Source organism: Pseudomonas sp. zfem002, from assembly GCF_032621685.1.
In the GTDB taxonomy this organism is placed as follows: Bacteria; Pseudomonadota; Gammaproteobacteria; order Pseudomonadales; family Pseudomonadaceae; genus Aquipseudomonas; species Aquipseudomonas japonica.
The window spans coordinates 63-23029 of the sequence record NZ_JAVYJH010000017.1; the positions used below are offsets into that span (position 1 = coordinate 63).

The window sequence follows — 22967 nt, forward strand, 5'->3', positions numbered from 1 at the left end:
GGCCCTTTCGCGGGCAACGCCCGCTCCTACACCAGCACCTGCCGAGTGGTGGCAATGAACTCGTGCACCAGGCGCTCCGCCCCCGCATCGATCATCTCTTCCGGCCCCCGCCCGCGCGGGCACGGCAGGCGCGGCGTGGTGCCAAACAGGCGGCAGATCAGCGGCCGCTCCTCGTACACCGTGCAGCCCTGCGGGCCAAGGTGCACACAGTTCAGCTCGGCCAGCGCCGCCTCCTGCTCGGCGCTGCTCTTGCGCGGCAGGCGGGCCATTTCCTCGGACGAAGTGGTCACCGGCCCACAGCAGTCGTGACAACCAGGCACACATTCGAACGAGGGAATCTGCTCACGCAGGAAACGGATCTTGTGGCTGTTGCAAGCCATGGCGCGGGACCGCAAGGAAAGACAGGCCGCCATTCTGCCTGACGGTTGCCTGCCCGTGAAAGCGCGGCCTATGCTGCGCCGACGTCAAGCCAGCCATTCAGGACCACGCCCATGCACACCGCTTCCTACTACGCCGCCAGCAGCGTCCCACAGCCGGATTACCCGCGGCTGAACGGCGAACAGCGCTGCGACGTCTGCGTGGTCGGTGGCGGCTATTCCGGGCTGAACACCGCCATCGAGCTGGCCGAGCGCGGCTTCAGCGTGATCCTGCTGGAAGCGCGCAAGATCGGTTGGGGGGCCAGCGGGCGCAACGGCGGGCAACTGATCCGCGGCGTCGGCCACGGCCTCGAACAGTTCGAGCCGGTGATCGGTGCCGACGGGGTGAAACAGATGAAACTGATGGGCCTGGAGGCGGTGGAGATCGTCCGCCAGCGCATCGAGCGGCACGCCATCCCCTGCGACCTGACCTGGGGCTACTGCGACCTGGCCAACAAACCCCGCGAGTTCGCCGACTTCGCCGAGGAAGCCGACGCCCTGCGTGGCCTCGGCTATCGCCACGAACTGCGCCTGGTGCCACCAGGGCAGATGCACACGGTGATCGGCTCGGAGCGCTATGCCGGCGGCCTGGTCGACATGGGCTCAGGTCACCTGCACCCGTTGAATCTGGCGCTGGGCGAGGCGGCAGCGGCGGCACGCCTGGGCGTTCGGCTGTTCGAGCAGTCGGCGGTGACCCGCATCGACTACGGCGCGCAAGTGAACGTGCAGACCGCCCAGGGCAATGTCCGCGCCAACACCCTGGTACTGTGCTGCAACGCCTACCTCAACGACCTGAACCGCGAACTGGGCGGCAAGATCCTTCCCGCCGGCAGCTACATCATCGCCACCGAGCCGCTGGACGAAGAACGCGCGCGGCAGTTGCTGCCGCAGAACATGGCGGTCTGCGACCAGCGGGTGACCGTGGATTACTTCCGCCTGTCCGCCGACCGCCGCCTGCTGTTCGGCGGCGCCTGCCACTACTCGGGACGCGACCCGCGGGACATCGGCGCCTACATGCGCCCGAAGATGCTCAAGGTCTTCCCGCAACTGGCCGATGCCCGCATCGACTTCCAGTGGGGCGGCATGATCGGCATCGGCGCCAACCGCCTGCCGCAGATCGGCCGCCTGCGCGAACACGCCAACGTCTACTACGCGCAGGCCTACGCCGGCCACGGCCTGAACGCCACGCACCTGGCCGGACGCCTGCTCGGCGAAGCGATCAGCGGCCAGCAGAGCGGCCGCTTCGATCTGTTCGCTAGGGTGCCGCACATCACCTTCCCGGGCGGCCAGCACCTGCGCTCGCCGCTGTTGGCGCTGGGCATGCTCTGGCATCGGCTCAAGGAGCTTGTCTGATCAGCTGCGCCAGAACGGCTTGAGCCCTTCCTCGACCGCATCCCCCCGGCTCAGGCCGATATCCTTCAGTTGCGCGGGCGTCAGTTCCAGCAGTGCCCGCCGGGTTTCCCAGCGATGCAGCCACAGGCGCAGAGTGCCGATGAACCGTGGCGCGCGCAGCCTGGCTTCGCGCTGAGCCCGCTCCAGTTCGCTGCCATACAGTTTCACGCGCACATCGCTCAGGCCGTTCATCACATCGTCCTCCAGGGTTGGTAAACCGTGGAGAAAGCATGCGCGCGTAGGAAATTTCGTTACAGATTCAACAGATCAGAATTTTCTTCATACAGATTTCTTCATTTCTCCTCTGAATGATGTATTTTTCCGATATCTGTACTGGTTCAGTCCTACGGAGCTGCCTGGAGTATGAGCATGACCCTCTACGTCAACCTTGCCGAACTGCTGGGCGCCCGTATCGAGCAGGGGCTCTACCGTCCCGGCGACCGTCTGCCCTCGGTGCGCGCCCTGAGCCTGGAGCACGGGGTCAGCCTGAGCACCGTGCAGCAGGCCTATCGCCTGCTGGAGGACAACGGCCTGGTGGCGCCGCGACCGAAGTCCGGCTACTTCGTGCCGCAGCACCGCACCCTGCCCGCCCTGCCGGCGATCGGACGGCCCGCGCAGCGACCTGTGGATATCTCCCAGTGGGAACATGTCGTGGAGCTGGTGCGCAGCTCGCCGAACAAGGACGTGGTGCAGCTCGGCCGGGGCATGCCCGACGTCACCGGCCCGACCCTCAAGCCGCTGTTGCGCAGCCTCGCCCAGCTCAGCCGGCGCCAGGACATGCCGGGCCTGTACTACGACACCATCAGCGGTACCTCGGCCCTGCGCGAGCAGGTCGCGCGGCTCATGCTCGACTCCGGCTGCACCCTGAGCGCCAACGACCTGGTGATCACCACCGGCTGCCACGAAGCGCTGTCGGCCAGTATCCGCGCGGTGTGCCAGCCGGGCGATATCGTCGCGGTGGACTCGCCGAGCTTTCACGGCGCCATGCAGACCCTCAAGGGCCTGGGCATGAAAGCCATGGAGATCCCCACCGACCCGCTCACCGGCATCAGCCTCGAAGCCCTGGAACTGGCCCTGGAGCAATGGCCGATCAAGCTGATCCAGGTGACCCCGACCTGCAACAACCCGCTCGGCTACGTCATGCCCGAGGCCCGCAAGCGTGCCCTGCTCAACCTGGCGCAGCGCTTCGACGTGGCGATTCTCGAAGACGATGTGTATGGCGACCTCGCCTACACCTACCCACGGCCACGCACCATCAAATCGTTCGACGACGACGGCCGCGTACTGCTCTGCAGTTCCTTCTCCAAGACCCTGGCCCCGGGCCTGCGGATCGGCTGGGTGGCGCCGGGGCGCTACCTGGAGCGGGTGCTACACATGAAGTACATCGGCACCGGCAGCACCGCGACGCAGCCCCAGCTCGCTATCGCCGACTTCATCGAGAGCGGCCATTACCAGCCGCACCTGCGTCGCATGCGCAGCCAGTACCAGCGCAGTCGCGACCAGATGATCGACTGGGTCACCCGCTATTTTCCCGCCGGCACCCGGGTCAGTCGGCCCCAGGGCAGCTTCCTGCTGTGGGTCGAACTGCCGGAGCATTTCGACACCCTGAAGCTCAATCGCGTGCTGCTAGAACAGGGCGTGCAGATCGCCATGGGCAGCATCTTCTCCGCCTCCGGCAAGTACCGTAACTGCCTGCGCATGAACTATGCGGCGGTGCCCACCCCGACCATCGAGGCGGCGGTGCGCAAGGTGGGGGAAAATGCCATTCGTCTCCTGGCAGAGGAAGCGAACGACGGGTAACGTTCCGCTGTTCAACGCGGTCTACAGTTCATCTGCCCGCGATCACGGAATGCTCATTTGACCAGCCACCGGCGTCTGCCCCTGTTGCTCATCCTGCTGTTGACCCTGGGCGGCTGCGCCAGTGTCGACGTGCCGCGCGACGTCAGCCAGGCGCTGCCGGCCAGCCAGTCGGCGTTCGGTCGTTCGGTGCTGCGCCAGGCTCAGGCCTACGACGGACGCTCCGGCTTCCGCCTGCTGCCCAACAGCAACGAGGCCTTCCGCGCCCGCGCCGAGCTGATTCGTCACGCGCAGAGCAGCATCGACCTGCAGTACTACATCGTCAACGACGGCCTGAGCACCCGCGCCCTGATCCAGGAACTGCTGGTGGCCGCCGACCGCGGCGTGCGCGTGCGCATCCTCCTCGACGACACCACCAGCGATGGCCAGGACGGCCAGATCGGCGTACTCGCCGCCCACCCGAACATCCAGATCCGCGTGTTCAACCCACTGCAACTGGGCCGCGCCACCGGCGTGACGCGCACCATGGGCCGCCTGTTCAACCTGTCGCGCCAGCACCGACGCATGCACAACAAGCTATGGCTGGTGGACAACAGCATGGCCATCGTCGGCGGGCGCAACCTCGGCGACGCCTACTTCGACGCCGAGCCCAACCTGAACTTCACCGATATCGACCTGCTCGGCGTCGGCCCGGTGGCCGAGCAGCTCGGGCACAGCTTCGACCAGTACTGGAACAGCGCCCTGAGCAAGCCGATCGGCGATTTCCTGTTCACCCAGCCCACCCTCGACGACCTGCATGCCAGCCGCCAGCGCCTGGAAAAGTCCCTGGCCGAAGCCCGTGCCCAGAACCGCAAACTGTATGAACGGCTGATGGCCTGGCAGACCCAGCCGCGCCTGGACACCTGGCGCAACGAACTGATCTGGGCCCATGCCCAGGCGCTGTGGGATGCCCCGAGCAAGGTGCTGGCCGACGACGAGCCGGACCCGCAGTTGCTGATGACCCGGCAGCTGGCCCCGGAGCTCAATGGGGTGCGCAAGGAACTGATCCTGATCTCGGCCTACTTCGTGCCACGCAAGGAAGGCCTGCTCTACCTGACCAGCCGCGCCGACGACGGGGTTTCAGTGAGCCTGCTGACCAATGCCCTGGAAGCCACCGACGTGCCGGTGGTGCACGGTGGCTACGCGCCCTATCGCCGGGCCCTGCTGGAGCATGGGGTGAAACTCTTCGAACTGCGCCGCCAGCCCGGCGATCCAGGCCAGCCGCGCTATCGCCTGAGCGGCGGCTCGGACTCCAGCCTGCACAGCAAGGCGATCGTCTTCGATCGGCAGAAGACCTTCATCGGCTCGTTCAATTTCGATCCGCGCTCGGTGCTGTGGAACACCGAGGTCGGCGTGCTGGTGGACAGCCCGGAACTGGCCCAGTACACCCGCGACCTGGCGGTGCAGGGCATGGCGCCGGCGGTGGCGTACCAGGTGGAACTGCAGGACGGCAAGCTGGTGTGGGTCACCGAGGACAATGGCCAGCGCCGCGTGCTGAACACCGAGCCCGGCGGCCTGTGGCGACGCTTCAATGCGTGGATCGCCAAGGCGGTCGGGCTGGAGAAGATGCTCTAGGCGGCCGCCTCTTCGAACGCCCGCGGTCGCCGCGCCAGCAGCACCAGGATCGCCGCGCCGATGGCCATGAACCACGGCAGCGCATGTCCGCTCAGCCACTGGCTGCCAGCTCCCGCCGCCAGCGGCCCGACCAGGCAACCGATACCCCAGAGCTGCGCCACATGGGCATTGGCCCGCACCAGCGCGTCATCGCGATAACGCTCGCCGATAAGGATCAGCGACAGGGTGAACAAGCCGCCCGCACTGGCCCCGAACAGCACCCACAACGGCCAGATCAGCGGGGTCTGCAGCAGCAGCGGGATCATCAGGCTGGACAGCGCCAGGGTCACCGCGCAGCCGCTGAACAGCGCGCGCCGCGACATGCGGTCGGCCAGCGCGCCGATCGGCAACTGCAGCACGGCATCGCCGACCACCACGGTGCTGACCATGAACAGCGCCACCTCCGCGGTGAAGCCCTGTTGCAGGCAATACACCGGCAGCAGGGTCAGGATCATCGCTTCGAAAGCAGCGAACAGGGCGATCGCCCAGGCGATCACCGGCAGGTTGCGGCAGAAGCCGAACAGATCGCGGAAGGTCACGCTGGCCGCCTCGGTGCTCGGCGCGCCGCCGCGGCCGAACAGCAGCAGCGGCGAGACCAGCAGCAGGCCGACGCCGATCCAGAAGCCGAGGTCGTCTTCCGCACCGACCACGCCCAGCAGCAAGGGCCCGGCCAGCTGGCTGAGGGCGTAGCTGCTGCCATACAGGGCCACCAGGCGGCCCCGCCACTGCTCGATCACCAGTTGGTTGATCCAGCTTTCACCGAGGATGAATACGATGGTCAGGACCATGCCGATCAGCAGGCGCAGGACCAGCCACACCGGATAGCTGGGCAGCAGCGCCAGGGCGCCGATGGACAGCGCGCCGGCCCACAGGCACAGGCGCATCAGCCCCGGCGTACCGAAACGCGCGGCCAGGCGACTGGCCAGGCTGGCACCGCAGAGCACGCCGATCGCCGGCATCGCCGCCATCACGCCGATGGCGAAGCTGCCGTAGCCCCAGCCCTCCAGGCGCAGGGACACCAGCGGCATGCTGACGCCCAGCGCCAGGCCGACGCTGAGCACTGCGGCCAGGACGGCGAAGTAGGTACCCCAGCGCATTTGATACTCCTTCATATGAATTGGGGCCGCTCTGCGGCCCTTCGCGAGCGAGCTCGCTCCTACAGGGTTCGGCGCAATCGCGTGATCCCCTGCAGGAGCGAGCTTGCTCGCGAAGGGCTGCAAAGCAGCCCCAATGGCACTACTGGATTACAGCTTGATCCAGGTCGCCTTCAGCTCGGTGTACTTGTCCAGCGCGTGCAGCGACTTGTCGCGGCCGTTGCCCGACTGCTTGAAGCCGCCGAACGGCGCGGTCATGTCGCCGCCGTCGTACTGGTTGACCCAGACGCTGCCGGCACGCAGTGCCTTGGCGGTCTTGTGGGCCTTGCTGATGTTCGCGGTCCACACACCGGCGGCCAGGCCATACGGGGTGTCGTTGGCGATGGCGATGGCTTCCTCGACGCTGTCGAAGGTGATCACCGACAGCACCGGGCCGAAGATCTCTTCCTTGGCGATGCGCATGGCGTTATTCACGCCGTCGAAGATGGTCGGCTCGACGTAGGTGCCGCCGGTCTCCTCGAGGATGCGCTTGCCGCCGACCAGCAGCTTGGCGCCGTCGCTGTGGGCGGACTCGATGTAGCCCAGTACGGTGTTCAGTTGCTGGGTGTCGACCAGGGCACCGACGGTGGTCGCCGGGTCCAGCGGGTTGCCCGGTTTCCAGGCCTTCAGGGCTTCCAGCACCAGCGGCAGGAACTGGTCCTTGATCGAACGCTCCACCAGCAGGCGCGAACCGGCGGTGCAGACTTCGCCCTGGTTGAAGGCGATGGCGCTGGCGGCGGCTTCGGCGGCCGCCTTCAGGTCAGGAGCGTCGGCGAAGACGATGTTCGGGCTCTTGCCGCCCGCTTCCAGCCAGACGCGCTTCATGTTCGATTCGCCGGCGTAGACCATCAGCTGCTTGGCGATCTTGGTCGAACCGGTGAACACCAGGGTATCGACGTCCATGTGCAGGGCCAGGGCCTTGCCGACGGTGTGACCGAAGCCAGGCAGGACGTTGAGCACGCCGGCCGGGATACCGGCTTCCACCGCCAGTTGTGCGATACGGATGGCGGTCAGCGGAGATTTTTCGGACGGTTTGAGGATCACCGAGTTACCGGTAGCCAGGGCCGGGCCGAGTTTCCAGCAGGCCATCAGCAACGGGAAGTTCCACGGCACGATGGCCGCGACCACGCCCACCGGCTCGCGGGTGACCAGGCCGAGCTGGTCGTGCGGGGTGGCGGCGACTTCGTCGTAGACCTTGTCGATGGCTTCGCCGTTCCAGGCCAGCGCGCTGGCCGCGCCCGGAATATCGATGCTCAGCGAGTCGCTGATCGGCTTGCCCATGTCCAGGGTTTCCAGGAGAGCCAGTTCCTGGACGTTCTGCTTGAGCAGACCAGCGAAGCGGATCAGGGTGGCCTTGCGCTTGGCCGGCGCCATGCGCGACCAGACGCCGGAGTCGAAGGTGGCGCGGGCATTTTCCACGGCGCGCTGGGCATCGGCTTCATCGCAGCTGGCGATATGCGCCAGGAGGCGGCCGTCGACCGGGCTGGTGCATTCGAACGTCGCGTTCGAGAGCGCGGCGGTGTATTCACCATTGATGAAGGCGCGGCCTTCGATCTTCAGTTGCTGGGCACGCTGTTCCCAATCCGCACGTGTCAGGGTGGTCATAGCAAACTCCTCCTGTTGTTGAGGTGCAGTGTCACGCGAGAGGTCATCGACACTGTCAGAAATTTCCGCCGGAGCTGTCATCGCTCTACAGCATCCGACACCCTAAACTACTGGAGCCCGGATTATCAATATATTTGACATTAGGCGGTCAAAAGCCTAGTGATGTTCATTTTATTTAACAACCAGGTGAGCCGCTCCATGAATATTCAGCAGATCGTCGACTTCGCCCAGGCACTGACCGAGGCCGAACGCTACCGTCCCGCCGCCGAGAAGATCCTCAAGGGCGAACCCGACCAGGTGGTCTACAACCACTACGCCAGCCCCTGCGGCCAGTTCGCCGCCGGCGTCTGGGAAGGCGCGGTCGGCCAGTGGACGGTCAACTACACCGAGCATGAATACTGCGAAATCGTTCAGGGCGTCTCGGTGCTGCGCGACGAGCAGGGCCAGGCCAAGACCCTGCGCGCCGGCGACCGCTTCGTGATCCCGGCGGGCTTCAAGGGCACCTGGGAAGTCCTCGAACCGTGCCGCAAGATCTACGTGATGTTCGAACAGAAATAGATAAGTAGCCCACGGGCGGACGCCTGCATTGAGAGCATGACGTGGTCCATCCGGACAACCACTGACAGGGAAGACCACCTCATGACCAATGACGAAGTACAAGTAGCCCTGGCCGAGCTGATCGGCTGCGAATACACCCCGGCCCTCAAGGCCCGGATCACCGAACTGACCGGGCGCGCCCGCGTCGTCGGCCCGACTGACGTATCCACCATGGATCTCGACCACTCGCGTATCCATGTGGTCGCTGGCGGCAACGGCGTGATCACCGGCTTCCGCTTCGGCTGATCGACTCCACGTCTGGACGCCCGGTGCGAAAGCGCCGGGCGTTTTCGTTCGCCCGCGAAAAACCGCGGGCATAAAAAAAGCCCGTATCCAGGGATACGGGCCTCTTTCGCAAGCCGGATCAATTACTTGATCTTGGCTTCCTTGTACATCACGTGCTTACGGACGACCGGATCGTATTTCTTGATCTCGATCTTGTCCGGAGTGGTGCGCTTGTTCTTGTCGGTGGTGTAGAAGTGGCCAGTACCGGCGCTCGACACCAAACGGATCAGTTCACGCATGACGTTCTCCCTTAGACCTTGATGCCGTTACGGCGAATGTCGACCAGAACGGCGTCGATGCCGCGCTTGTCGATGATACGCATGCCCTTGGCGGAAACGCGCAGACGCACGAAACGCTTCTCGGACTCGACCCAGAAGCGATGATGCTGCAGGTTCGGCAGGAAACGACGACGGGTTTTGTTGTTTGCGTGGGAAATGTTGTTCCCGGTTACTGGACCCTTACCAGTAACTTGACAGACTCTCGACATGCCTCAGCCCTCTAAAACCACATGCCCAACCCGGCATGGGTTGGCCGCTTAATCTCTCAGTCTTTGGCGCCAGGCGCCTTGATTCTTCGAGGTCTTACCGGCTACACCCAAGGGTGCTGCACACCGGGCCCCTAGAAAAGAGCGCTGCTTTATACCAGAAACGCCAGAGCACAACAACACAGAATGTGATCGGACGAACACGTTTCGTGACAGGCGCGGCGTGCTAAACGGGCTCTGCGGCGAATAACCGCTCGTCGTGAAATTCCTTGAAAAAGGTATTGGCGCTTTGCAATCCAGCGCACTAGGGTAGGACTTTCCAGACTGCACTGGCAGATGGGTCGTCGTTCAGCCAAGGAGTCCTCATGCGTCCCGCCGTTCTATCCCTGTTGTTCGCCACCCTGCTCGGCCCCGCCCTGGCCCAGGCCGCCGCGCTCAGCGTGTGCACCGAAGCCAGCCCCGAAGGCTTCGACGTGGTCCAGTACAACTCGCTGACCACCACCAACGCCTCGGCCGACGTGCTGATGAACCGCCTGGTGGAATTCGACGCGGCGGCCGGCAAGGTCGTACCGAGCCTGGCGCAAAGCTGGACGGTGTCCGACGACGGCCTGGTCTACACCTTCACGCTGCGCCCGGAGGTGAAGTTCCACACCACCCCGTACTTCAAGCCAAGCCGCACGCTGAACGCCGACGACGTGCTGTTCAGCTTCCAGCGCATGCTCTACCCGGCGCATTCCTGGCACAAGATCGCCCAGAGTGGCTTCCCCCATGCCCAGTCGCTGCAACTGCCCGAGCTGATCAAGCAGATCGACGCCCCGGACGCGCTGTCCGTGCGCTTCACCCTGAGCCACCCGGACGCCACTTTCCTGGCCACCCTGAGCATGGGCTTCGCCTCGATCTACCCGGCCGAGTACGCCGATCAGTTGCTCAAGGCCGGCACCCCGGAAAAACTCAACAGCCAGCCGGTCGGCACCGGCCCGTTCGTCTTCAACCGCTTCCAGAAGGACGCGGCGATCCGCTACCGGGCCAACCCGGACTACTTCAACGGCAAACCCGCGGTCGACCCGCTGATCTTCGCCATCACCCCGGACGCCAACGTGCGCCTGCAGAAACTGCGGCGCAACGAGTGCCAGATCGCCCTGTCGCCCAAGCCCCTGGACATCGCCGCGGCCAGCGAGGACAGCAACCTGAAGGTGGAGAAGACCGAAGCCTTCATGACCGCCTTCCTCGCCATCAACAGCCAGCACCCCCCGCTGGACAAGCCGGAAGTGCGCCAGGCGATCAACCTGGCCTTCGACAAGGACAGCTACCTCAAGGCCGTGTTCGAAGGCACCGCGGTCGCCGCCAACGGCCCCTTCCCACCCAATACCTGGAGCTACGACAAGTCGCTGCCGGGCTACCCGACCGACCAGGACAAGGCCCGTGAACTGCTGAAAAAAGCCGGCCTGCCCGACGGTTTCAGCACCACGATCTGGACCCGCCCGTCCGGCAGCCTGCTCAACCCCAACCCGAGCCTCGGCGCGCAATTGCTGCAGGCGGACCTGGCCAAGGTCGGGATCAAGGCGGACATCCGCGTGATCGAATGGGGCGAGCTGATTCGCCGGGCCAAGGCCGGTGAGCATGACCTGCTGTTCATGGGCTGGGCTGGCGACAACGGCGACCCGGACAACTTCCTCAGCCCGCAGTTTTCCTGCGCCGCGGTCACCTCCGGGACCAACTTCGCGCGCTACTGCGACCCGCGCCTGGACCAGTTGATCAGCGCCGGCAAGACCACCGCCGACCAGAGCGTACGCAGCCGCCTGTACCAGCAGGCCCAGGCACAGATCCAGCAACAGGCGCTGTGGCTGCCGCTGGCCCACCCCACCGCCGCGGTGCTGCTGCGCGGCGACGTGGAGGGCTACCGGGTCAACCCGTTCGGCCGCCAGGACTTTTCCGCGGTCACGGTGACGCGCTGAAGAAACAACCGTGCTCGCGCATCGACAGCGGCTCGCCGTCGCCGACGATGAAGTGGTCGAGGACGCGCACCTCGATGTTCTCCAGGGCATCCACGAGCCGGTGCGTCAGGCTGATGTCGGCCTGACTCGGCTCGGGGTTTCCGGAGGGATGGTTGTGGCAGAGGATCAACGCTGCGGCGTTGTGCGCCAAGGCCCGCTTGATGACCTGGCGCGGGTACACGGTGGCGCTGTCGATGGAGCCGCGAAAGAGAATCTCGAAGCCCAGCGGATGATGTTTGGTATTGAGGAACAGGCAGCCAAAGGCTTCGTTCTGCTCATGTCGCAACCTGGCTTTCAGATAGCGCCGAACCGTGCCCGGGCATTCGAGGGCCGACTCATGGGCAATGCTCGCATACAGATGCCGTCGGCCGATTTCCATCACCGCCTGCAACTGGGTGTACTTCGCCGGTCCAAGTCCGGGTTCGGCGAGGAAGGTGGCCATGTCGGCCTCCAGCAACTGCCGTAGCCCACCAAAGCGACTCAACAGCCCTCGCGCCAGATCCACCGCGCTCTGCCCCGCCACCCCCGTGCGCAGAAAGATCGCCAGCAACTCGGCATCCGCAAGACTGCCAACCCCACGCGCCAACAGCTTCTCCCGCGGGCGTTCCGCCACGGGCCAATCCCTGATACTCATGGTCAATCCCTCTGTCCGTACGTGACTGCTCCCGCTTTGAGCCCTGTGCTATCTTAGCCGCCACTTTTTGCGCAACGCCCGGCCTGGGGAGGCGTCGGCATTGCGTGCAAACCTCCATCGGAAAAAGGCAGGCCTATGCAGCGGCTGTATCGGAAACGCATCGTTCTCGGCGTCGGTGGCGGTATTGCCGCCTACAAGAGCGCCGAGCTGGTTCGCCGACTTCTGGAACACGGCGCCCAGGTGCGCGTCGTCATGACCCGTGGCGGAGCCGAGTTCATCACTCCGCTGACCATGCAGGCGCTCTCCGGGCACCCCGTGCACATGGACCTATTGGATCCCGCTGCCGAAGCGGCGATGGGCCATATCGAGCTGGCCAAGTGGGCCGACCTGGTGCTGATCGCGCCAGCCACCGCCGACCTGATCGCGCGCCTGGCCCAGGGCGTGGCCGACGACCTGCTGACCACCCTGGTGCTGGCCACCGATGCCACGGTCGCGGTGGCCCCGGCGATGAACCAGGCCATGTGGCGCGACCCCGCGACCCAGGCCAACCTGGAAACCCTGCAGGCGCGCTCGATCCAGGTCTTCGGCCCGGCCTCGGGCAGCCAGGCCTGCGGCGATGTCGGCCTCGGCCGCATGCTCGAAGCCAATGACCTGGCCTGGCTCGCCGCCGAATGCTTCAAGCGCGAATCGCTGACCGGCAAGCACGTGCTGATCACCGCCGGCCCGACCCAGGAAAACATCGACCCGGTGCGCTACATCACCAACCACAGCTCCGGCAAGATGGGCTTCGCCCTCGCCGAAGCCGCGGTGGAGGCCGGCGCCCGGGTGACCCTGGTCACCGGCCCGGTGCACCTGCCGACCCCGGACCGGGTCACCCGCATCGACGTGGTCAGCGCCCGCGACATGCTCGCCGCCTGCGAAGCGGCGATGCCCTGCGACCTGTTCATCGCCTCGGCCGCAGTCGCGGACTACCGTCCTGAAGTAGTCGCCCCGCAAAAGCTCAAGAAAGACCCTACAACCGGTGACGGCCTGCTGCTGCAGATGGTGCGCAACCCCGACATTCTCGCCACCATCGCCACCCGCCCGGACCGCCCGTTCAGCGTCGGCTTCGCCGCCGAGACCGAACACCTGCTCGATTACGCGGCACGCAAGCTCAAGGACAAGAACCTCGACCTGATCGTCGCCAATGACGTGGCCAACCCCAGCATTGGCTTCAACAGCGAGGAAAACGCCTGCAGCGTGATCGACCGCCAGCTCCACGAAACCCTGTTCGCGCAGACCAGCAAGGGCAAGATCGCCCGCCAGCTGGTCGCTTTCATTGCCGAACGCCTCAACCAGGTTTGATTCAATGCACGCTCTCCAAGCCAAGATTCTCGATCCACGCATCGGCGGCGAATTCCCGCTGCCGCAGTACGCCACCCCCGGTTCGGCCGGCCTCGACCTGCGCGCCATGCTCAAGGAAGACACCGTCCTCGAGCCGGGCCAGACCCTGCTGATCCCGACCGGCCTGTCGATCTACATCGGCGATCCGGGCCTGGCGGCGATGATCCTGCCGCGCTCCGGCCTGGGCCACAAACACGGCATCGTCCTCGGCAACCTGGTCGGCCTGATCGACTCCGACTACCAGGGCGAGCTGATGGTGTCCTGCTGGAACCGCGGCCAGACCGCCTTCACCATCGCCGTCGGCGAGCGCATCGCGCAGCTGGTGCTGGTCCCGGTGGTACAGGCGCATTTCGACATCGTCGAGACCTTCGACGAGACCCAGCGCGGTGCCGGCGGCTTCGGTCACTCCGGTAGCCATTGATCCCCTGATCGCCCTCGATGTCCTGTCGCGGGCGAACTCTCTGGCGCAAAGGCCGTCCAAGCGTTCCATACGCCCGCAAGCCTTCGAGACTGGAGTCCCGTGATGAACGATATGGCCCAACTGATCCCCGCACTGCCTGACAGCATCTTCCGCGCCTACGATATCCGCGGTGTCGTCGGCGACACCCTGCACGCCGAGACGGCCTACTGGATCGGCCGCGCCATCGGCGCCCAGAGCCTGGCCCAGGGCGAACCAAACGTTTCGGTTGGCCGCGATGGCCGGCTGTCCGGCCCCCTGCTGGTGGAACAGCTGATCAAGGGCCTGGTCGACGCCGGTTGCCAGGTCAGCGACGTCGGCCTGGTGCCGACCCCGGCGCTGTACTTCGCGGCCAACGTGCTGGCCGGCAAGTCGGGCGTGATGCTCACCGGCAGCCACAACCCGCCGAACTACAACGGCTTCAAGATCGTCATCGCCGGCGACACCCTGGCCAACGAACAGATCCAGGCCCTGTTGACCCGCCTCAAGACCAACGACCTGACCCGCGCCGAGGGCAAGGTCGAGAAGGTCGACATCCTGCCGCGCTACCAGCAGCAGATCGTCGGCGACATCAAGCTGGCCAAGCGCCTCAAGGTGGTGGTGGACTGCGGCAACGGCGCCGCCGGGGTCAATGCCCCGCAACTGCTGGCCGCACTGAACTGCGAAGTCATCCCGCTGTTCTGCGAGGTCGATGGCAACTTCCCCAACCACCACCCGGACCCGGGCAAGCCGGAAAACCTCGTCGACCTGATTGCCAAGGTCAAGGAAACCGGGGCCGACCTGGGCCTGGCCTTCGACGGCGACGGTGACCGCGTCGGCGTGGTGACCAACGCCGGCAGCATCGTCTACCCGGACCGCCTGCTGATGCTGTTCGCCCAGGACGTGCTGGCGCGCAACCCGGGCGCCGAGATCATCTTCGACGTCAAGTGCACCCGCCGCCTGACCCCGCTGATCGCCGAATACGGCGGCACCTCGCGGATGTGGAAGACCGGCCACTCGCTGATCAAGAAGAAGATGAAGGAAACCGGCGCCCTGCTCGCCGGCGAGATGAGCGGGCACATTTTCATCAAGGAGCGCTGGTTCGGCTTCGACGACGGCATCTACAGCGCCGCGCGCCTCCTGGAAATCCTCAGCAAGGCACCGGTGGACGCGGAAACCCTGTTCGCCGGCTTCCCGAATGACATTTGCACCCCGGAAATCAACATTGATGTGACCGACGAGGGTAAATTCAGCATCATTGATGCGCTGCAACGCGACGCCGACTGGGGCCAAGCCGACCTGACCACCATCGACGGTGTGCGAGTCGACTACCCCCACGGCTGGGGCCTGGTCCGCGCCTCCAACACCACACCGGTGCTGGTCCTGCGCTTCGAGGCCGACAATGACGCCGAACTGCAGCGAATCAAGGCTATATTCCATGCGCAACTCAAGCGCGTAGCCCCCGACCTGCAACTACCGTTCTGACCGAACCACTTGTTCCAACTGGAGCCCTGCATGACCCTCGATCGCGATGCCGCTACCCATGTCGCCAAGGTACTGTCCGAAGCGCTGCCTTATATCCGACGCTTTGTCGGCAAGACCCTGGTGATCAAGTACGGCGGCAACGCGATGGAGAGCGAGGAGCTGAAGACCGGCTTCGCCCGCGACGTGGTGCTGATGAAGGCCGTTGGTATCAACCCGGTGGTGGTGCACGGTGGCGGCCCGCAGATCGGTGACCTGCTCAAGCGTCTGTCGATCGAAAGCCGCTTCGTCGATGGCATGCGCGTCACCGACGCGGCGACCATGGACGTGGTGGAGATGGTCCTCGGCGGCCAGGTCAACAAGGACATCGTCAACCTGATCAACCGTCATGGCGGCAGCGCCATCGGCCTGACCGGTAAGGATGCCGAGCTGATCCGCGCGAAGAAGCTCACCGTCACCCGCCAGACCCCGGAGATGACCACCCCGGAAATCATCGACATCGGCCACGTCGGCGAAGTCGTGGGGGTCAACACCGACCTGCTGAACATGCTGGTCAAGGGCGACTTCATCCCGGTCATCGCGCCGATCGGCGTCGGTCCCAACGGTGAGTCGTACAACATCAACGCCGACCTGGTCGCCGGCAAGGTCGCCGAAGCGCTGAAGGCCGAGAAGCTGATGCTGCTGACCAACATCGCCGGCCTGATGGACAAGCAGGGCACCGTGCTGACCGGCCTGAGCACCGAGCAGGTCGACGGCCTGATCGCCGACGGCACCATCTACGGCGGCATGCTGCCGAAGATCCGCTGCGCACTGGAAGCGGTCCAGGGTGGCGTGCACAGCTCGCACATCATCGACGGTCGCGTACCGAACGCCGTACTGCTGGAGATCTTCACCGACAGCGGCGTCGGCACCCTGATCACCAACCGCAAGCCGCGTCAGTAAGCTTTCCGGCGGGCAAAGAAAAAGGCGACCACTCGGTCGCCTTTTTCATGTTCGCTGCAATCAGATGCCGTATTGCGCGCGGTAGGCTTCCACCGCCGGCAGGTGCTGCTTGAGCTGCAGGTCGTCGGCGAGGAACTCGAGGACCTGGGTCAGCGAAACGATGCTGACCACCGGAATGCCGAAGTCGCGTTCCACTTCCTGGATCGCCGACAGTTCGCCATTGCCGCGCTCTTCGCGGTTCAGCGCGATCAGCACGCCAGCGGCGCGGGCTTCCTGGGCCTTGATGATCTGCATGACTTCGCGGATCGCGGTGCCGGCGGTGATCACGTCGTCGATGATCAGCACGTCGCCGGCCAGCGGCGCGCCCACCAGGCTACCGCCTTCGCCGTGGTCCTTGGCTTCCTTGCGGTTGAAGCACCAAGGCACGTCGAGCTGGTGTTGCTCGGCCAGTTGCACCGCCGTCGCCGCAGCCAGGGGAATGCCCTTGTAGGCCGGGCCGAAGAGAACGTCGAACGGAATCTTGCTGTCGACGATCGCCGCCGCGTAGCAACGACCGAGCTGGGCCAGGGCCGAACCGCTGTTGAACAGGCCGGCATTGAAGAAATAGGGGCTGGTACGACCCGATTTGAGGGTGAACTCACCGAAGCGCAGAACCCCGCGATCGATGGCAAAACGAATGAAGTCGCGCTGATACGGCTGCATGAGGAGTCCCGGATACCACGGATTTAGCTAATTGAGTACAGCTCGGGTATCATACACGCACGAGATTTTTGGGGCCATTTATGCGGATCATCAGTGTGAACGTGAATGGCATTCAGGCTGCGGTCGAGCGAGGGTTGCTCAGCTGGCTGCAAGCCCAGAATGCCGACGTCATCTGCCTTCAGGATACCCGCGCCTCGGCCTTTGAACTCGATGACCCGGCTTTTCAGCTAGATGGCTACTTCCTTTATGCCTGCGACGCAGAAGTACCCGCCCAAGGCGGCGTGGCACTTTATTCGCGGTTGCAGCCCAAGGCAGTCATCAGCGGCCTGGGCTTCGAGACAGCCGACCGCTACGGACGTTACCTGCAGGCCGACTTCGACAAAGTCAGTATTGCAACCTTGCTCCTGCCTTCCGGGCAGAACGGCGATGAAGACCTGAACCAGAAGTTCAAGTTGATGGACGACTTCGCCAAGTACCTGGACAAGCAGCGGCGCAAGCGCCGTGAATACATCTACTGCGGCTCGCTCTACGTGGCGCAGCAGAAGCTCGACATCAAGAACTGGCGCGACAGCCAGCAGTCGCCGGGCTTCCTCGCCCCGGAACGCGCCTGGATGGACGAGATCATCGGCAACATGGGCTACGTCGACGCCCTGCGTGAAGTCAGCCGTGAAGGCGACCAGTACAGCTGGTGGCCGGACAACGAACAGGCCGAGATGCTCAACCTGGGCTATCGCTTCGACTATCAACTGCTGACACCGGGCCTGCGTCGTTTCGTGCGCAGCGCACGCCTGCCGCGCCAGCCGCGCTTCTCGCAGCACGCGCCGCTGATCGTGGACTACGACTGGACGCTGACGATCTGATCGTCACCCAGCCACGAAAAAGCCGACCCTGGGGTCGGCTTTTTGTTGTCCGCGATTGGCCGATCAGTCGGCCAGCGAAGCCTTCTGCAGCTCGAACAGATCGGCCATGCCTTTCTGCGCAATGGCCAGCATGGCGTTCAGTTCTTCCGGCTGGAACGGCGCGCCTTCGGCGGTGCCCTGGACTTCGATGAAGCCGCCTGCGCTGGTCATGACCACGTTCAGGTCGGTCTCGGCGGCGGAGTCTTCCAGGTAATCCAGGTCGAGTACCGCAGCGCCCTGGTACATGCCCACGGAGACCGCGGCGATCATGTGCTTGAGTGGGTCGCCGCCCTTCAGGCCACCGCGCTTCTTGACCACGCGCAGGGCATCGACCAGGGCGACCATGGCGCCGGTGATCGACGCGGTGCGGGTACCGCCGTCGGCCTGGATCACGTCGCAGTCGACGTACAGGGTGATGTCGCCCAGCTTGCTCATGTCCAGCGCGGCGCGCAGCGAGCGGCCGATCAGGCGCTGGATTTCCAGGGTGCGGCCGCCCTGCTTGCCACGGCTGGCTTCGCGCTGGTTACGCTCGCCGGTCGAGCGCGGCAGCATGCCGTATTCGGCGGTCAGCCAACCCTGGCCCTGCCCCTTGAGGAAGCGTGGGACGCCGTTCTCGACGCTGACCGTGCAGACGACCTTGGTGTCGCCGAACTCGACCAGTACCGACCCTTCGGCGTGCTTGGTGTAGTTGCGGGTGATGCGGATCGAGCGAAGCTGATCGGCGGCGCGACCACTTGGACGTTTCATCTGGGAGTACCTGTACTGGGGGTTCGAATCTGCCGAGCATTATAGAGCGCAAGGCGTGGGCTGGCCCAGCCTCCTGCGGGAGCGGTTTCATCCGCGATCGGGCGCGAAGCGGCCGTAAACCCTGTATCCCGGGTATTTCAGGCAGATCGGGGGCCCAGGGTTTACGGCGGCTGCGCCGCCGATCGCGGATGAATCCGCTCCTGCACCAACCGCATCGGCCATTCATCGGTCGGGAATCGGCCACGCCTCCAACGACGGTTTGTAACATCAGTGGATGGGACCCGGCAGCGCACTGCGCTACAATCCTGCGCCTTTGCAGCCTGTCGGCTTTCCCCTTCATCTATCTGCGAGGTACTTCCCATGGTGCACAGCATGACCGCCTTCGCTCGTGTCGAACGAGCCGGGACCCAAGGCACCCTCATATGGGAATTGCGCTCGGTCAACCATCGCTACCTCGAACCGCACCTGCGCCTGCCGGAAGCCTTCCGCGACCTCGAAGGCGCCGTACGCGAGGCGCTGCGCCAGGGACTGTCGCGCGGCAAGGTCGAGTGCACGCTGCGCTTCACCGAGGAAAACGCCAGCAAGTCGCTGCAGGTTGACCAGGAGCGCGCCCGCCAGCTGGTGGAGGCCGCCGAGACCGTGGCCAGCCTGATCAAGAACCCGGCACCGCTGAACCCGCTGGCCGTGCTCTCCTGGCCCGGCGTGCTGGTCGCCGATGCCAGCGACCCGCAGGCCCTGAATCAGGAAGCCCTGGGCCTGTTCGAGAACGCCCTGGCCGAACTGAAGAACGGCCGCAACCGCGAAGGCGCCGAGCTGGCCCGGCTGATCAACGAGCGCCTGGACAGCATGAGCCAGGAAGTCACCACCCTGCGCGCCCTGGTCCCGCAGATGCTCGCCACGCAGCGGCAGAAGATCCTCGACCGCTTCACCGACATGCAGGCCGAACTCGATCCGCAGCGCCTGGAACAGGAAATGGTCCTGCTGGCGCAGAAGAGCGATGTCGCCGAAGAGCTCGACCGCCTCAGCACCCACGTCACCGAAGTGCGCCGCGTGCTCAAGTCTGGCGGTGCGGCGGGCCGGCGCCTGGACTTCCTGATGCAGGAGCTCAATCGCGAAGCCAACACCCTGGGCTCCAAAGCCTTCGACCCACGCAGCACGCAATCGGCGGTGAACCTCAAGGTCCTGATCGAGCAGATGCGTGAACAAGTACAGAACATCGAGTAAGGCCACCCCATCATGAAACACAGCAGCGGCACCCTGTTCATCATTTCCGCGCCGTCCGGCGCCGGCAAGACCAGCCTGGTCAAGGCCCTCACCGACGACCTGAACCACATCCGCGTGTCGGTCTCGCACACCACCCGCGCCATGCGTCCGGGCGAACACGACGGGGTCAACTACCACTTCGTCGATCGCGCCGAGTTCGATCGCATGAACGCCCAGGGCGACTTCCTCGAACAGGCCGAAGTGTTCGGCAACTGCTACGGCACCTCGCGCCGGGCGCTGCAACAGACCCTCGACCAGGGCCACGACCTGATCCTGGAAATCGACTGGCAGGGCGCGCAGCAGGTGCGCACGCTGATGCCGGGCACCCGCTCGATCTTCATCCTGCCGCCGAGCCAGCAGGCCCTGCGCCAGCGCCTGACCAACCGCGGCCAGGACAGCGACGAGATCATCGAAGGACGGATGCGCGAAGCGGTCAGCGAGATGGAGCACTACGACGAGTACGAGTACGTCATCATCAACGACGACTTCGCGACCGCGCTGGAAGACCTGAAAGCGGTGTTCCGCGCCAACCGCCTGCAGCGCGACGGTCAGCAGCAGCGCCACGGCGAGCTGCTCAAGCAACTGCTGGCTTGAACCCTCGCCGTCCGGGCCGCCCTAGCGGCGGCTCGGGAGGGTGGCATGACGACGCAACGTCATGCCGAGGAAGAACGCCGGCGCGCGCAGACGCGACAGCAGCATCAGGACGATGCCCAGCAGCAGAATGATCATCGCGATCACGAACACCAGCCCCAAGCCACCCACATGCGAGCCGCTGCCGAATTCCGGCGAAGCGCTGTCGATGGCCGTCTGCACGAAGATCACCGAGAGAATCGCGCCACCCAGCAACGGGCACAGGCCGCGCATCAGGAAGTGACGCAGGCTGTCGAACAGGCTGTGGCGGAAGTACCAGACGCAGGCGAAGGCGGTCAGCGAGTAGTAGAAGCAGATCATCATGCCCAGGGCAGTGATGGTGTCGGCCAGCACGTTTTCGCTGAGGGTGCGCATGGTCACGTAGAACACGCCCGCGGCGACGCCGGCGCAGATGGTGGCGTAGCGCGGGGTCTGCGAACGCGGGCAGATGCTGGCGAAGCGCTCCGGCACCGCGCCGTAGTAACCCATCGCCAGCAAGGTGCGCGCCGGCGAGACGAAGGTCGATTGCAGCGACGCGGCGGTACTGGCCAGCACGGCGATGGACATCAGGATCGCCAGCGGCCCCATCACCGGACCGGCGAGGTGGGCGAAGACGTTTTCCTGGATGCGCGGATTGCCCAGGCCCAGGCCCTCGTCGCTGATTCCGGCGAACTGCAGGGTGGCGATGGCCGTCACCAGGTACAGGCCGAGAATCAGCAGCACGGTCAGGGTCGCGGCGCGGCCGGGGACTTCATCGCTGCCCACCGACTCCTCGCTCATGGTCAGGCACACGTCCCAGCCCCAGAAGATGAAGATCGACAACGACAGGCCGGCGGTGAAGGCCGAGAACGACTCGACGCCGAACGGGTTGAACCAGCTGATATCGAAGTTCATCGGCGGCGTCTCCGAGGACCCGCCGAATGCCGCGATGGCGAAGCCCACCAGCACCAGCAACTGCAGGGCCACCAGGCCGTACTGCACGGTCATGGTGGTGCCGATGCCGCGACAGCAGATCCACACCGCCATGGCGATGAACACGCAGCAGGTGACCACGTTGATCAGCAGGTTGTCGCTGAGCGCAGCCACCTCGTGGCTGCCAATGAGTTGCCCGAGGAACAGATAGAAGAAGTCCACCGCCACGCCAGCCAGGTTGGACAGCACGATGGTGGTCGCAGTGACCAGGCCCCAGCCGCCGATCCAGCCGATCATCGGCCCGAAGGCACGCGCCGACCAGGTGAAGGAGGTGCCGCTGTCCGGCTCCGCCGCGTTCAGCTCGCGATAGCCCAGGGCTACCAGGAGCATCGGCAGGAAGCCGACGATGAACACCGCCGGCAGATGTTCGCCGACTTCCCGAACCGTCGGCCCCAGTGCACCGGTAAGGGTGTACACCGGGGCGATGGTGGAAATGCCGAGCACGATACTGGCGAGCAGTCCGAGGCGGCCCTTGGCCAACCCCTTGGATGCCTTGCGAGCCAGCCCCGCCGTACTCGAGGACAGGCTTGCTTCGAATTCGCTCATGAGTAGATGTCGCCGCTATTGGTATTGTTTTTCAGGGCATCCATGGATGCCCGCACTCAATGAAACTGCCGGTTCGGCCTTGCCGGAAGTGTCCTCCCGACGGCCTTACAGGATCGCCTCGCGGTAGCGCTGGCCACCGGCGTAGGCATGACAGGCTGCACGGAACGCCTGGAACAGACGCAACGAAACCGGGTTGTCGGCGTAACGCCACTCCGGATGCCATTGCACCCCAAGCACGAAGCCGGGTGCGTCCTCCATGGAAACTGCTTCGATCAGCCCGTCCGGCGCCAGGGCCTCGACCCGCAGCCCGTCGGCCAGGCGATCGATGCCCTGGCCGTGCAGCGAGTTGACCATGAAGCTGCGCGGCAGACCCAGTCGCTGGAATTGCCCATCGGGCTCGACCGTGACCAGGTGACGCGGGCTGTATTGTTCTTCCAGCGGGACGTTGTGCGGCTCGCGGTGGTCGAGGTAGCCGGGCAGCTCGTGAACGCGCTGGTGCAGGGTGCCACCCAAGGCCACGTTGAGCTCCTGGAACCCCCGGCAGATGCACAGCACCGGCACGCCGGCGGCGATGGCCGCGCGCAGCAGCGGCAGCGTCAGACGGTCACGCTGGACATCGTGACGGGTGCCTTCCGCGCTGGGGGCGCCATTGTAATGATGCGGTTCGACATTTGAAGGCGAACCGGTAAAAAGAATGCCGTCGAGGCGCTCCAGCAGACGCTGCGGGTCCGCCGCCTCGTCACGCGCCGGCAGGATCAGCGGCACGCCGGCGAACGCGGCGGCCTCGACGTATTTGTCGCCCACGGTATGGGAGGGGGTGTTGCCGAGCATCTGGCGGCACGCGGTGACGCCGATCAAAGGGGTTTTGCCCGGGGCTTGTTTCATCGATCCAGCCTCTTCACGGAAAAACACATGACTCACGGATTTGGCGCCCCCGTAGGAGCTGGCTTGCCTGCGAAGGACCGCAAAGCGGTC

At 65.1% G+C, this 22967-nt stretch carries 23 protein-coding genes and 1 pseudogene; 13 read left to right on the plus strand and 11 right to left on the minus strand.

Annotated features, from left to right (window positions below):
* Positions 1-26: 26 nt before the first annotated feature.
* Positions 27-380: a YkgJ family cysteine cluster protein gene (locus tag RTI28_RS18820; RefSeq protein WP_316921861.1), complete on the minus strand. Its 354-nt coding sequence runs from the start codon at positions 378-380 to the stop codon at positions 27-29.
* A 111-nt stretch (positions 381-491) separates the two neighbouring features.
* Here RTI28_RS18820 and RTI28_RS18825 point away from each other — a divergent pair, with 111 nt between their 5' ends.
* The gene (locus RTI28_RS18825; RefSeq protein WP_316921862.1) at positions 492-1769 is read left to right on the plus strand and encodes an FAD-binding oxidoreductase; all 1278 of its coding nucleotides are present in this window, start codon (positions 492-494) and stop codon (positions 1767-1769) included.
* On the opposite strand, the gene RTI28_RS18830 is transcribed toward RTI28_RS18825, so the two are convergent.
* Complete coding sequence (locus tag RTI28_RS18830) at positions 1770-2000, minus strand: DUF1127 domain-containing protein (RefSeq protein WP_316921863.1); 231 nt, start codon at positions 1998-2000, stop codon at positions 1770-1772.
* Positions 2001-2177: 177 nt separating this feature from the next.
* Here RTI28_RS18830 and RTI28_RS18835 point away from each other — a divergent pair, with 177 nt between their 5' ends.
* Positions 2178-3608 (plus strand): PLP-dependent aminotransferase family protein, encoded by a 1431-nt coding sequence (locus RTI28_RS18835; protein WP_316921864.1) that lies wholly within the window; start codon positions 2178-2180, stop codon positions 3606-3608.
* A 57-nt stretch (positions 3609-3665) separates the two neighbouring features.
* Complete coding sequence (locus tag RTI28_RS18840; protein ID WP_316921865.1) at positions 3666-5219, plus strand: phospholipase D family protein; 1554 nt, start codon at positions 3666-3668, stop codon at positions 5217-5219.
* Here the strand turns inward: RTI28_RS18840 and RTI28_RS18845 are convergent.
* Entirely contained in the window at positions 5216-6355 is a 1140-nt protein-coding gene (locus tag RTI28_RS18845) for an MFS transporter (protein ID WP_316921866.1), read from the minus strand. The two genes, RTI28_RS18840 and RTI28_RS18845, sit on opposite strands and share 4 nt — an antisense overlap.
* Positions 6356-6502: 147 nt before the next feature.
* The gene (locus RTI28_RS18850) at positions 6503-7996 is read right to left on the minus strand and encodes an aldehyde dehydrogenase (protein WP_316921867.1); all 1494 of its coding nucleotides are present in this window, start codon (positions 7994-7996) and stop codon (positions 6503-6505) included.
* A gap of 198 nt (positions 7997-8194) precedes the next feature.
* On the opposite strand from RTI28_RS18850, the gene RTI28_RS18855 reads away from it, so the two are divergent.
* On the plus strand, positions 8195-8554 hold the full coding sequence (locus tag RTI28_RS18855) for a cupin domain-containing protein (protein ID WP_042121522.1): 360 nt from the start codon (positions 8195-8197) through the stop codon (positions 8552-8554).
* An 81-nt stretch (positions 8555-8635) separates the two neighbouring features.
* Positions 8636-8839 carry an I78 family peptidase inhibitor gene (locus tag RTI28_RS18860; protein ID WP_316921868.1) on the plus strand — a complete coding sequence of 68 codons (204 nt, stop codon included), beginning with the start codon at positions 8636-8638 and terminating at the stop codon, positions 8837-8839.
* A gap of 122 nt (positions 8840-8961) precedes the next feature.
* Here the strand turns inward: RTI28_RS18860 and rpmG are convergent, their stop codons facing one another.
* Together rpmG and rpmB are read right to left on the minus strand one after the other, a co-directional pair.
* On the minus strand, positions 8962-9117 hold the full coding sequence (rpmG, locus tag RTI28_RS18865) for a 50S ribosomal protein L33 (protein WP_003242516.1): 156 nt from the start codon (positions 9115-9117) through the stop codon (positions 8962-8964).
* A gap of 11 nt (positions 9118-9128) precedes the next feature.
* Positions 9129-9365: a 50S ribosomal protein L28 gene (gene rpmB / locus RTI28_RS18870; RefSeq protein ID WP_037058999.1), complete on the minus strand. Its 237-nt coding sequence runs from the start codon at positions 9363-9365 to the stop codon at positions 9129-9131.
* 362 nt (positions 9366-9727) lie between these two features.
* On the opposite strand from rpmB, the gene RTI28_RS18875 reads away from it, so the two are divergent.
* Positions 9728-11317 (plus strand): ABC transporter substrate-binding protein, encoded by a 1590-nt coding sequence (locus tag RTI28_RS18875; RefSeq protein WP_316921869.1) that lies wholly within the window; start codon positions 9728-9730, stop codon positions 11315-11317.
* Here the strand turns inward: RTI28_RS18875 and radC are convergent.
* Positions 11301-11990 (minus strand): RadC family protein, encoded by a 690-nt coding sequence (gene radC, locus RTI28_RS18880; protein ID WP_316921938.1) that lies wholly within the window; start codon positions 11988-11990, stop codon positions 11301-11303. The two genes, RTI28_RS18875 and radC, sit on opposite strands and share 17 nt — an antisense overlap.
* Before the next feature lie 135 nt (positions 11991-12125).
* Here radC and coaBC point away from each other — a divergent pair, with 135 nt between their 5' ends.
* The 4 genes and pseudogenes from coaBC to argB all read left to right on the plus strand — a co-directional run bounded on the left by coaBC (position 12126) and on the right by argB (position 16233).
* Positions 12126-13334 (plus strand): bifunctional phosphopantothenoylcysteine decarboxylase/phosphopantothenate--cysteine ligase CoaBC, encoded by a 1209-nt coding sequence (gene coaBC / locus RTI28_RS18885; RefSeq protein WP_316921870.1) that lies wholly within the window; start codon positions 12126-12128, stop codon positions 13332-13334.
* 4 nt (positions 13335-13338) lie between these two features.
* A complete protein-coding gene (gene dut, locus RTI28_RS18890) occupies positions 13339-13794 on the plus strand; it encodes a dUTP diphosphatase (protein WP_042121534.1) in 456 nt (151 codons plus the stop codon).
* A gap of 126 nt (positions 13795-13920) precedes the next feature.
* Positions 13921-15294 (plus strand): annotated as a pseudogene (locus tag RTI28_RS18895) (phosphomannomutase/phosphoglucomutase); the annotation flags it as partial.
* Between the two features lie 30 nt (positions 15295-15324).
* The gene (argB, locus tag RTI28_RS18900; protein ID WP_042121539.1) at positions 15325-16233 is read left to right on the plus strand and encodes an acetylglutamate kinase; all 909 of its coding nucleotides are present in this window, start codon (positions 15325-15327) and stop codon (positions 16231-16233) included.
* 60 nt (positions 16234-16293) lie between these two features.
* On the opposite strand, the gene pyrE is transcribed toward argB, so the two are convergent.
* Positions 16294-16935, minus strand: a complete 642-nt coding sequence (gene pyrE / locus RTI28_RS18905; protein WP_316921871.1) for an orotate phosphoribosyltransferase — start codon at positions 16933-16935, stop codon at positions 16294-16296.
* Positions 16936-17015: 80 nt separating this feature from the next.
* Between pyrE and RTI28_RS18910 the strand changes: the two genes are divergently transcribed.
* Positions 17016-17795, plus strand: coding sequence for an exodeoxyribonuclease III (locus RTI28_RS18910; RefSeq protein ID WP_042121543.1), 780 nt, complete (start codon positions 17016-17018; stop codon positions 17793-17795).
* Positions 17796-17858: 63 nt separating this feature from the next.
* Here RTI28_RS18910 and rph read toward each other — a convergent pair whose 3' ends face one another.
* Positions 17859-18581: a ribonuclease PH gene (gene rph, locus RTI28_RS18915; RefSeq protein WP_042121545.1), complete on the minus strand. Its 723-nt coding sequence runs from the start codon at positions 18579-18581 to the stop codon at positions 17859-17861.
* Between the two features lie 360 nt (positions 18582-18941).
* Here rph and RTI28_RS18920 point away from each other — a divergent pair, with 360 nt between their 5' ends.
* Both RTI28_RS18920 and gmk read left to right on the plus strand, forming a co-directional pair.
* Complete coding sequence (locus tag RTI28_RS18920; RefSeq protein WP_316921872.1) at positions 18942-19805, plus strand: YicC/YloC family endoribonuclease; 864 nt, start codon at positions 18942-18944, stop codon at positions 19803-19805.
* Between the two features lie 12 nt (positions 19806-19817).
* Entirely contained in the window at positions 19818-20438 is a 621-nt protein-coding gene (gmk, locus tag RTI28_RS18925; RefSeq protein WP_316921873.1) for a guanylate kinase, read from the plus strand.
* A gap of 21 nt (positions 20439-20459) precedes the next feature.
* Here the strand turns inward: gmk and RTI28_RS18930 are convergent, their stop codons facing one another.
* Together RTI28_RS18930 and RTI28_RS18935 are read right to left on the minus strand one after the other, a co-directional pair.
* Positions 20460-21992 (minus strand): APC family permease, encoded by a 1533-nt coding sequence (locus RTI28_RS18930; protein ID WP_316921874.1) that lies wholly within the window; start codon positions 21990-21992, stop codon positions 20460-20462.
* 105 nt (positions 21993-22097) lie between these two features.
* Positions 22098-22877 (minus strand): gamma-glutamyl-gamma-aminobutyrate hydrolase family protein, encoded by a 780-nt coding sequence (locus RTI28_RS18935; RefSeq protein WP_316921875.1) that lies wholly within the window; start codon positions 22875-22877, stop codon positions 22098-22100.
* Positions 22878-22967 lie beyond the last annotated feature (90 nt).

Coding starts and splice junctions, on each gene's coding strand:
- RTI28_RS18820 (WP_316921861.1), bottom strand. CDS start 380: ATGGCTTGCAACAGCCACAAGATCCGTTTCCTGCGTGAGCAGATTCCC.
- RTI28_RS18825 (WP_316921862.1), top strand. CDS start 492: ATGCACACCGCTTCCTACTACGCCGCCAGCAGCGTCCCACAGCCGGAT.
- RTI28_RS18830 (WP_316921863.1), bottom strand. CDS start 2,000: ATGAACGGCCTGAGCGATGTGCGCGTGAAACTGTATGGCAGCGAACTG.
- RTI28_RS18835 (WP_316921864.1), top strand. CDS start 2,178: ATGACCCTCTACGTCAACCTTGCCGAACTGCTGGGCGCCCGTATCGAG.
- RTI28_RS18845 (WP_316921866.1), bottom strand. CDS start 6,355: ATGCGCTGGGGTACCTACTTCGCCGTCCTGGCCGCAGTGCTCAGCGTC.
- RTI28_RS18850 (WP_316921867.1), bottom strand. CDS start 7,996: ATGACCACCCTGACACGTGCGGATTGGGAACAGCGTGCCCAGCAACTG.
- RTI28_RS18855 (WP_042121522.1), top strand. CDS start 8,195: ATGAATATTCAGCAGATCGTCGACTTCGCCCAGGCACTGACCGAGGCC.
- RTI28_RS18860 (WP_316921868.1), top strand. CDS start 8,636: ATGACCAATGACGAAGTACAAGTAGCCCTGGCCGAGCTGATCGGCTGC.
- rpmG (WP_003242516.1), bottom strand. CDS start 9,117: ATGCGTGAACTGATCCGTTTGGTGTCGAGCGCCGGTACTGGCCACTTC.
- rpmB (WP_037058999.1), bottom strand. CDS start 9,365: ATGTCGAGAGTCTGTCAAGTTACTGGTAAGGGTCCAGTAACCGGGAAC.
- RTI28_RS18875 (WP_316921869.1), top strand. CDS start 9,728: ATGCGTCCCGCCGTTCTATCCCTGTTGTTCGCCACCCTGCTCGGCCCC.
- radC (WP_316921938.1), bottom strand. CDS start 11,990: ATGAGTATCAGGGATTGGCCCGTGGCGGAACGCCCGCGGGAGAAGCTG.
- coaBC (WP_316921870.1), top strand. CDS start 12,126: ATGCAGCGGCTGTATCGGAAACGCATCGTTCTCGGCGTCGGTGGCGGT.
- dut (WP_042121534.1), top strand. CDS start 13,339: ATGCACGCTCTCCAAGCCAAGATTCTCGATCCACGCATCGGCGGCGAA.
- argB (WP_042121539.1), top strand. CDS start 15,325: ATGACCCTCGATCGCGATGCCGCTACCCATGTCGCCAAGGTACTGTCC.
- pyrE (WP_316921871.1), bottom strand. CDS start 16,935: ATGCAGCCGTATCAGCGCGACTTCATTCGTTTTGCCATCGATCGCGGG.
- RTI28_RS18910 (WP_042121543.1), top strand. CDS start 17,016: ATGCGGATCATCAGTGTGAACGTGAATGGCATTCAGGCTGCGGTCGAG.
- rph (WP_042121545.1), bottom strand. CDS start 18,581: ATGAAACGTCCAAGTGGTCGCGCCGCCGATCAGCTTCGCTCGATCCGC.
- RTI28_RS18920 (WP_316921872.1), top strand. CDS start 18,942: ATGGTGCACAGCATGACCGCCTTCGCTCGTGTCGAACGAGCCGGGACC.
- gmk (WP_316921873.1), top strand. CDS start 19,818: ATGAAACACAGCAGCGGCACCCTGTTCATCATTTCCGCGCCGTCCGGC.
- RTI28_RS18930 (WP_316921874.1), bottom strand. CDS start 21,992: ATGAGCGAATTCGAAGCAAGCCTGTCCTCGAGTACGGCGGGGCTGGCT.
- RTI28_RS18935 (WP_316921875.1), bottom strand. CDS start 22,877: ATGAAACAAGCCCCGGGCAAAACCCCTTTGATCGGCGTCACCGCGTGC.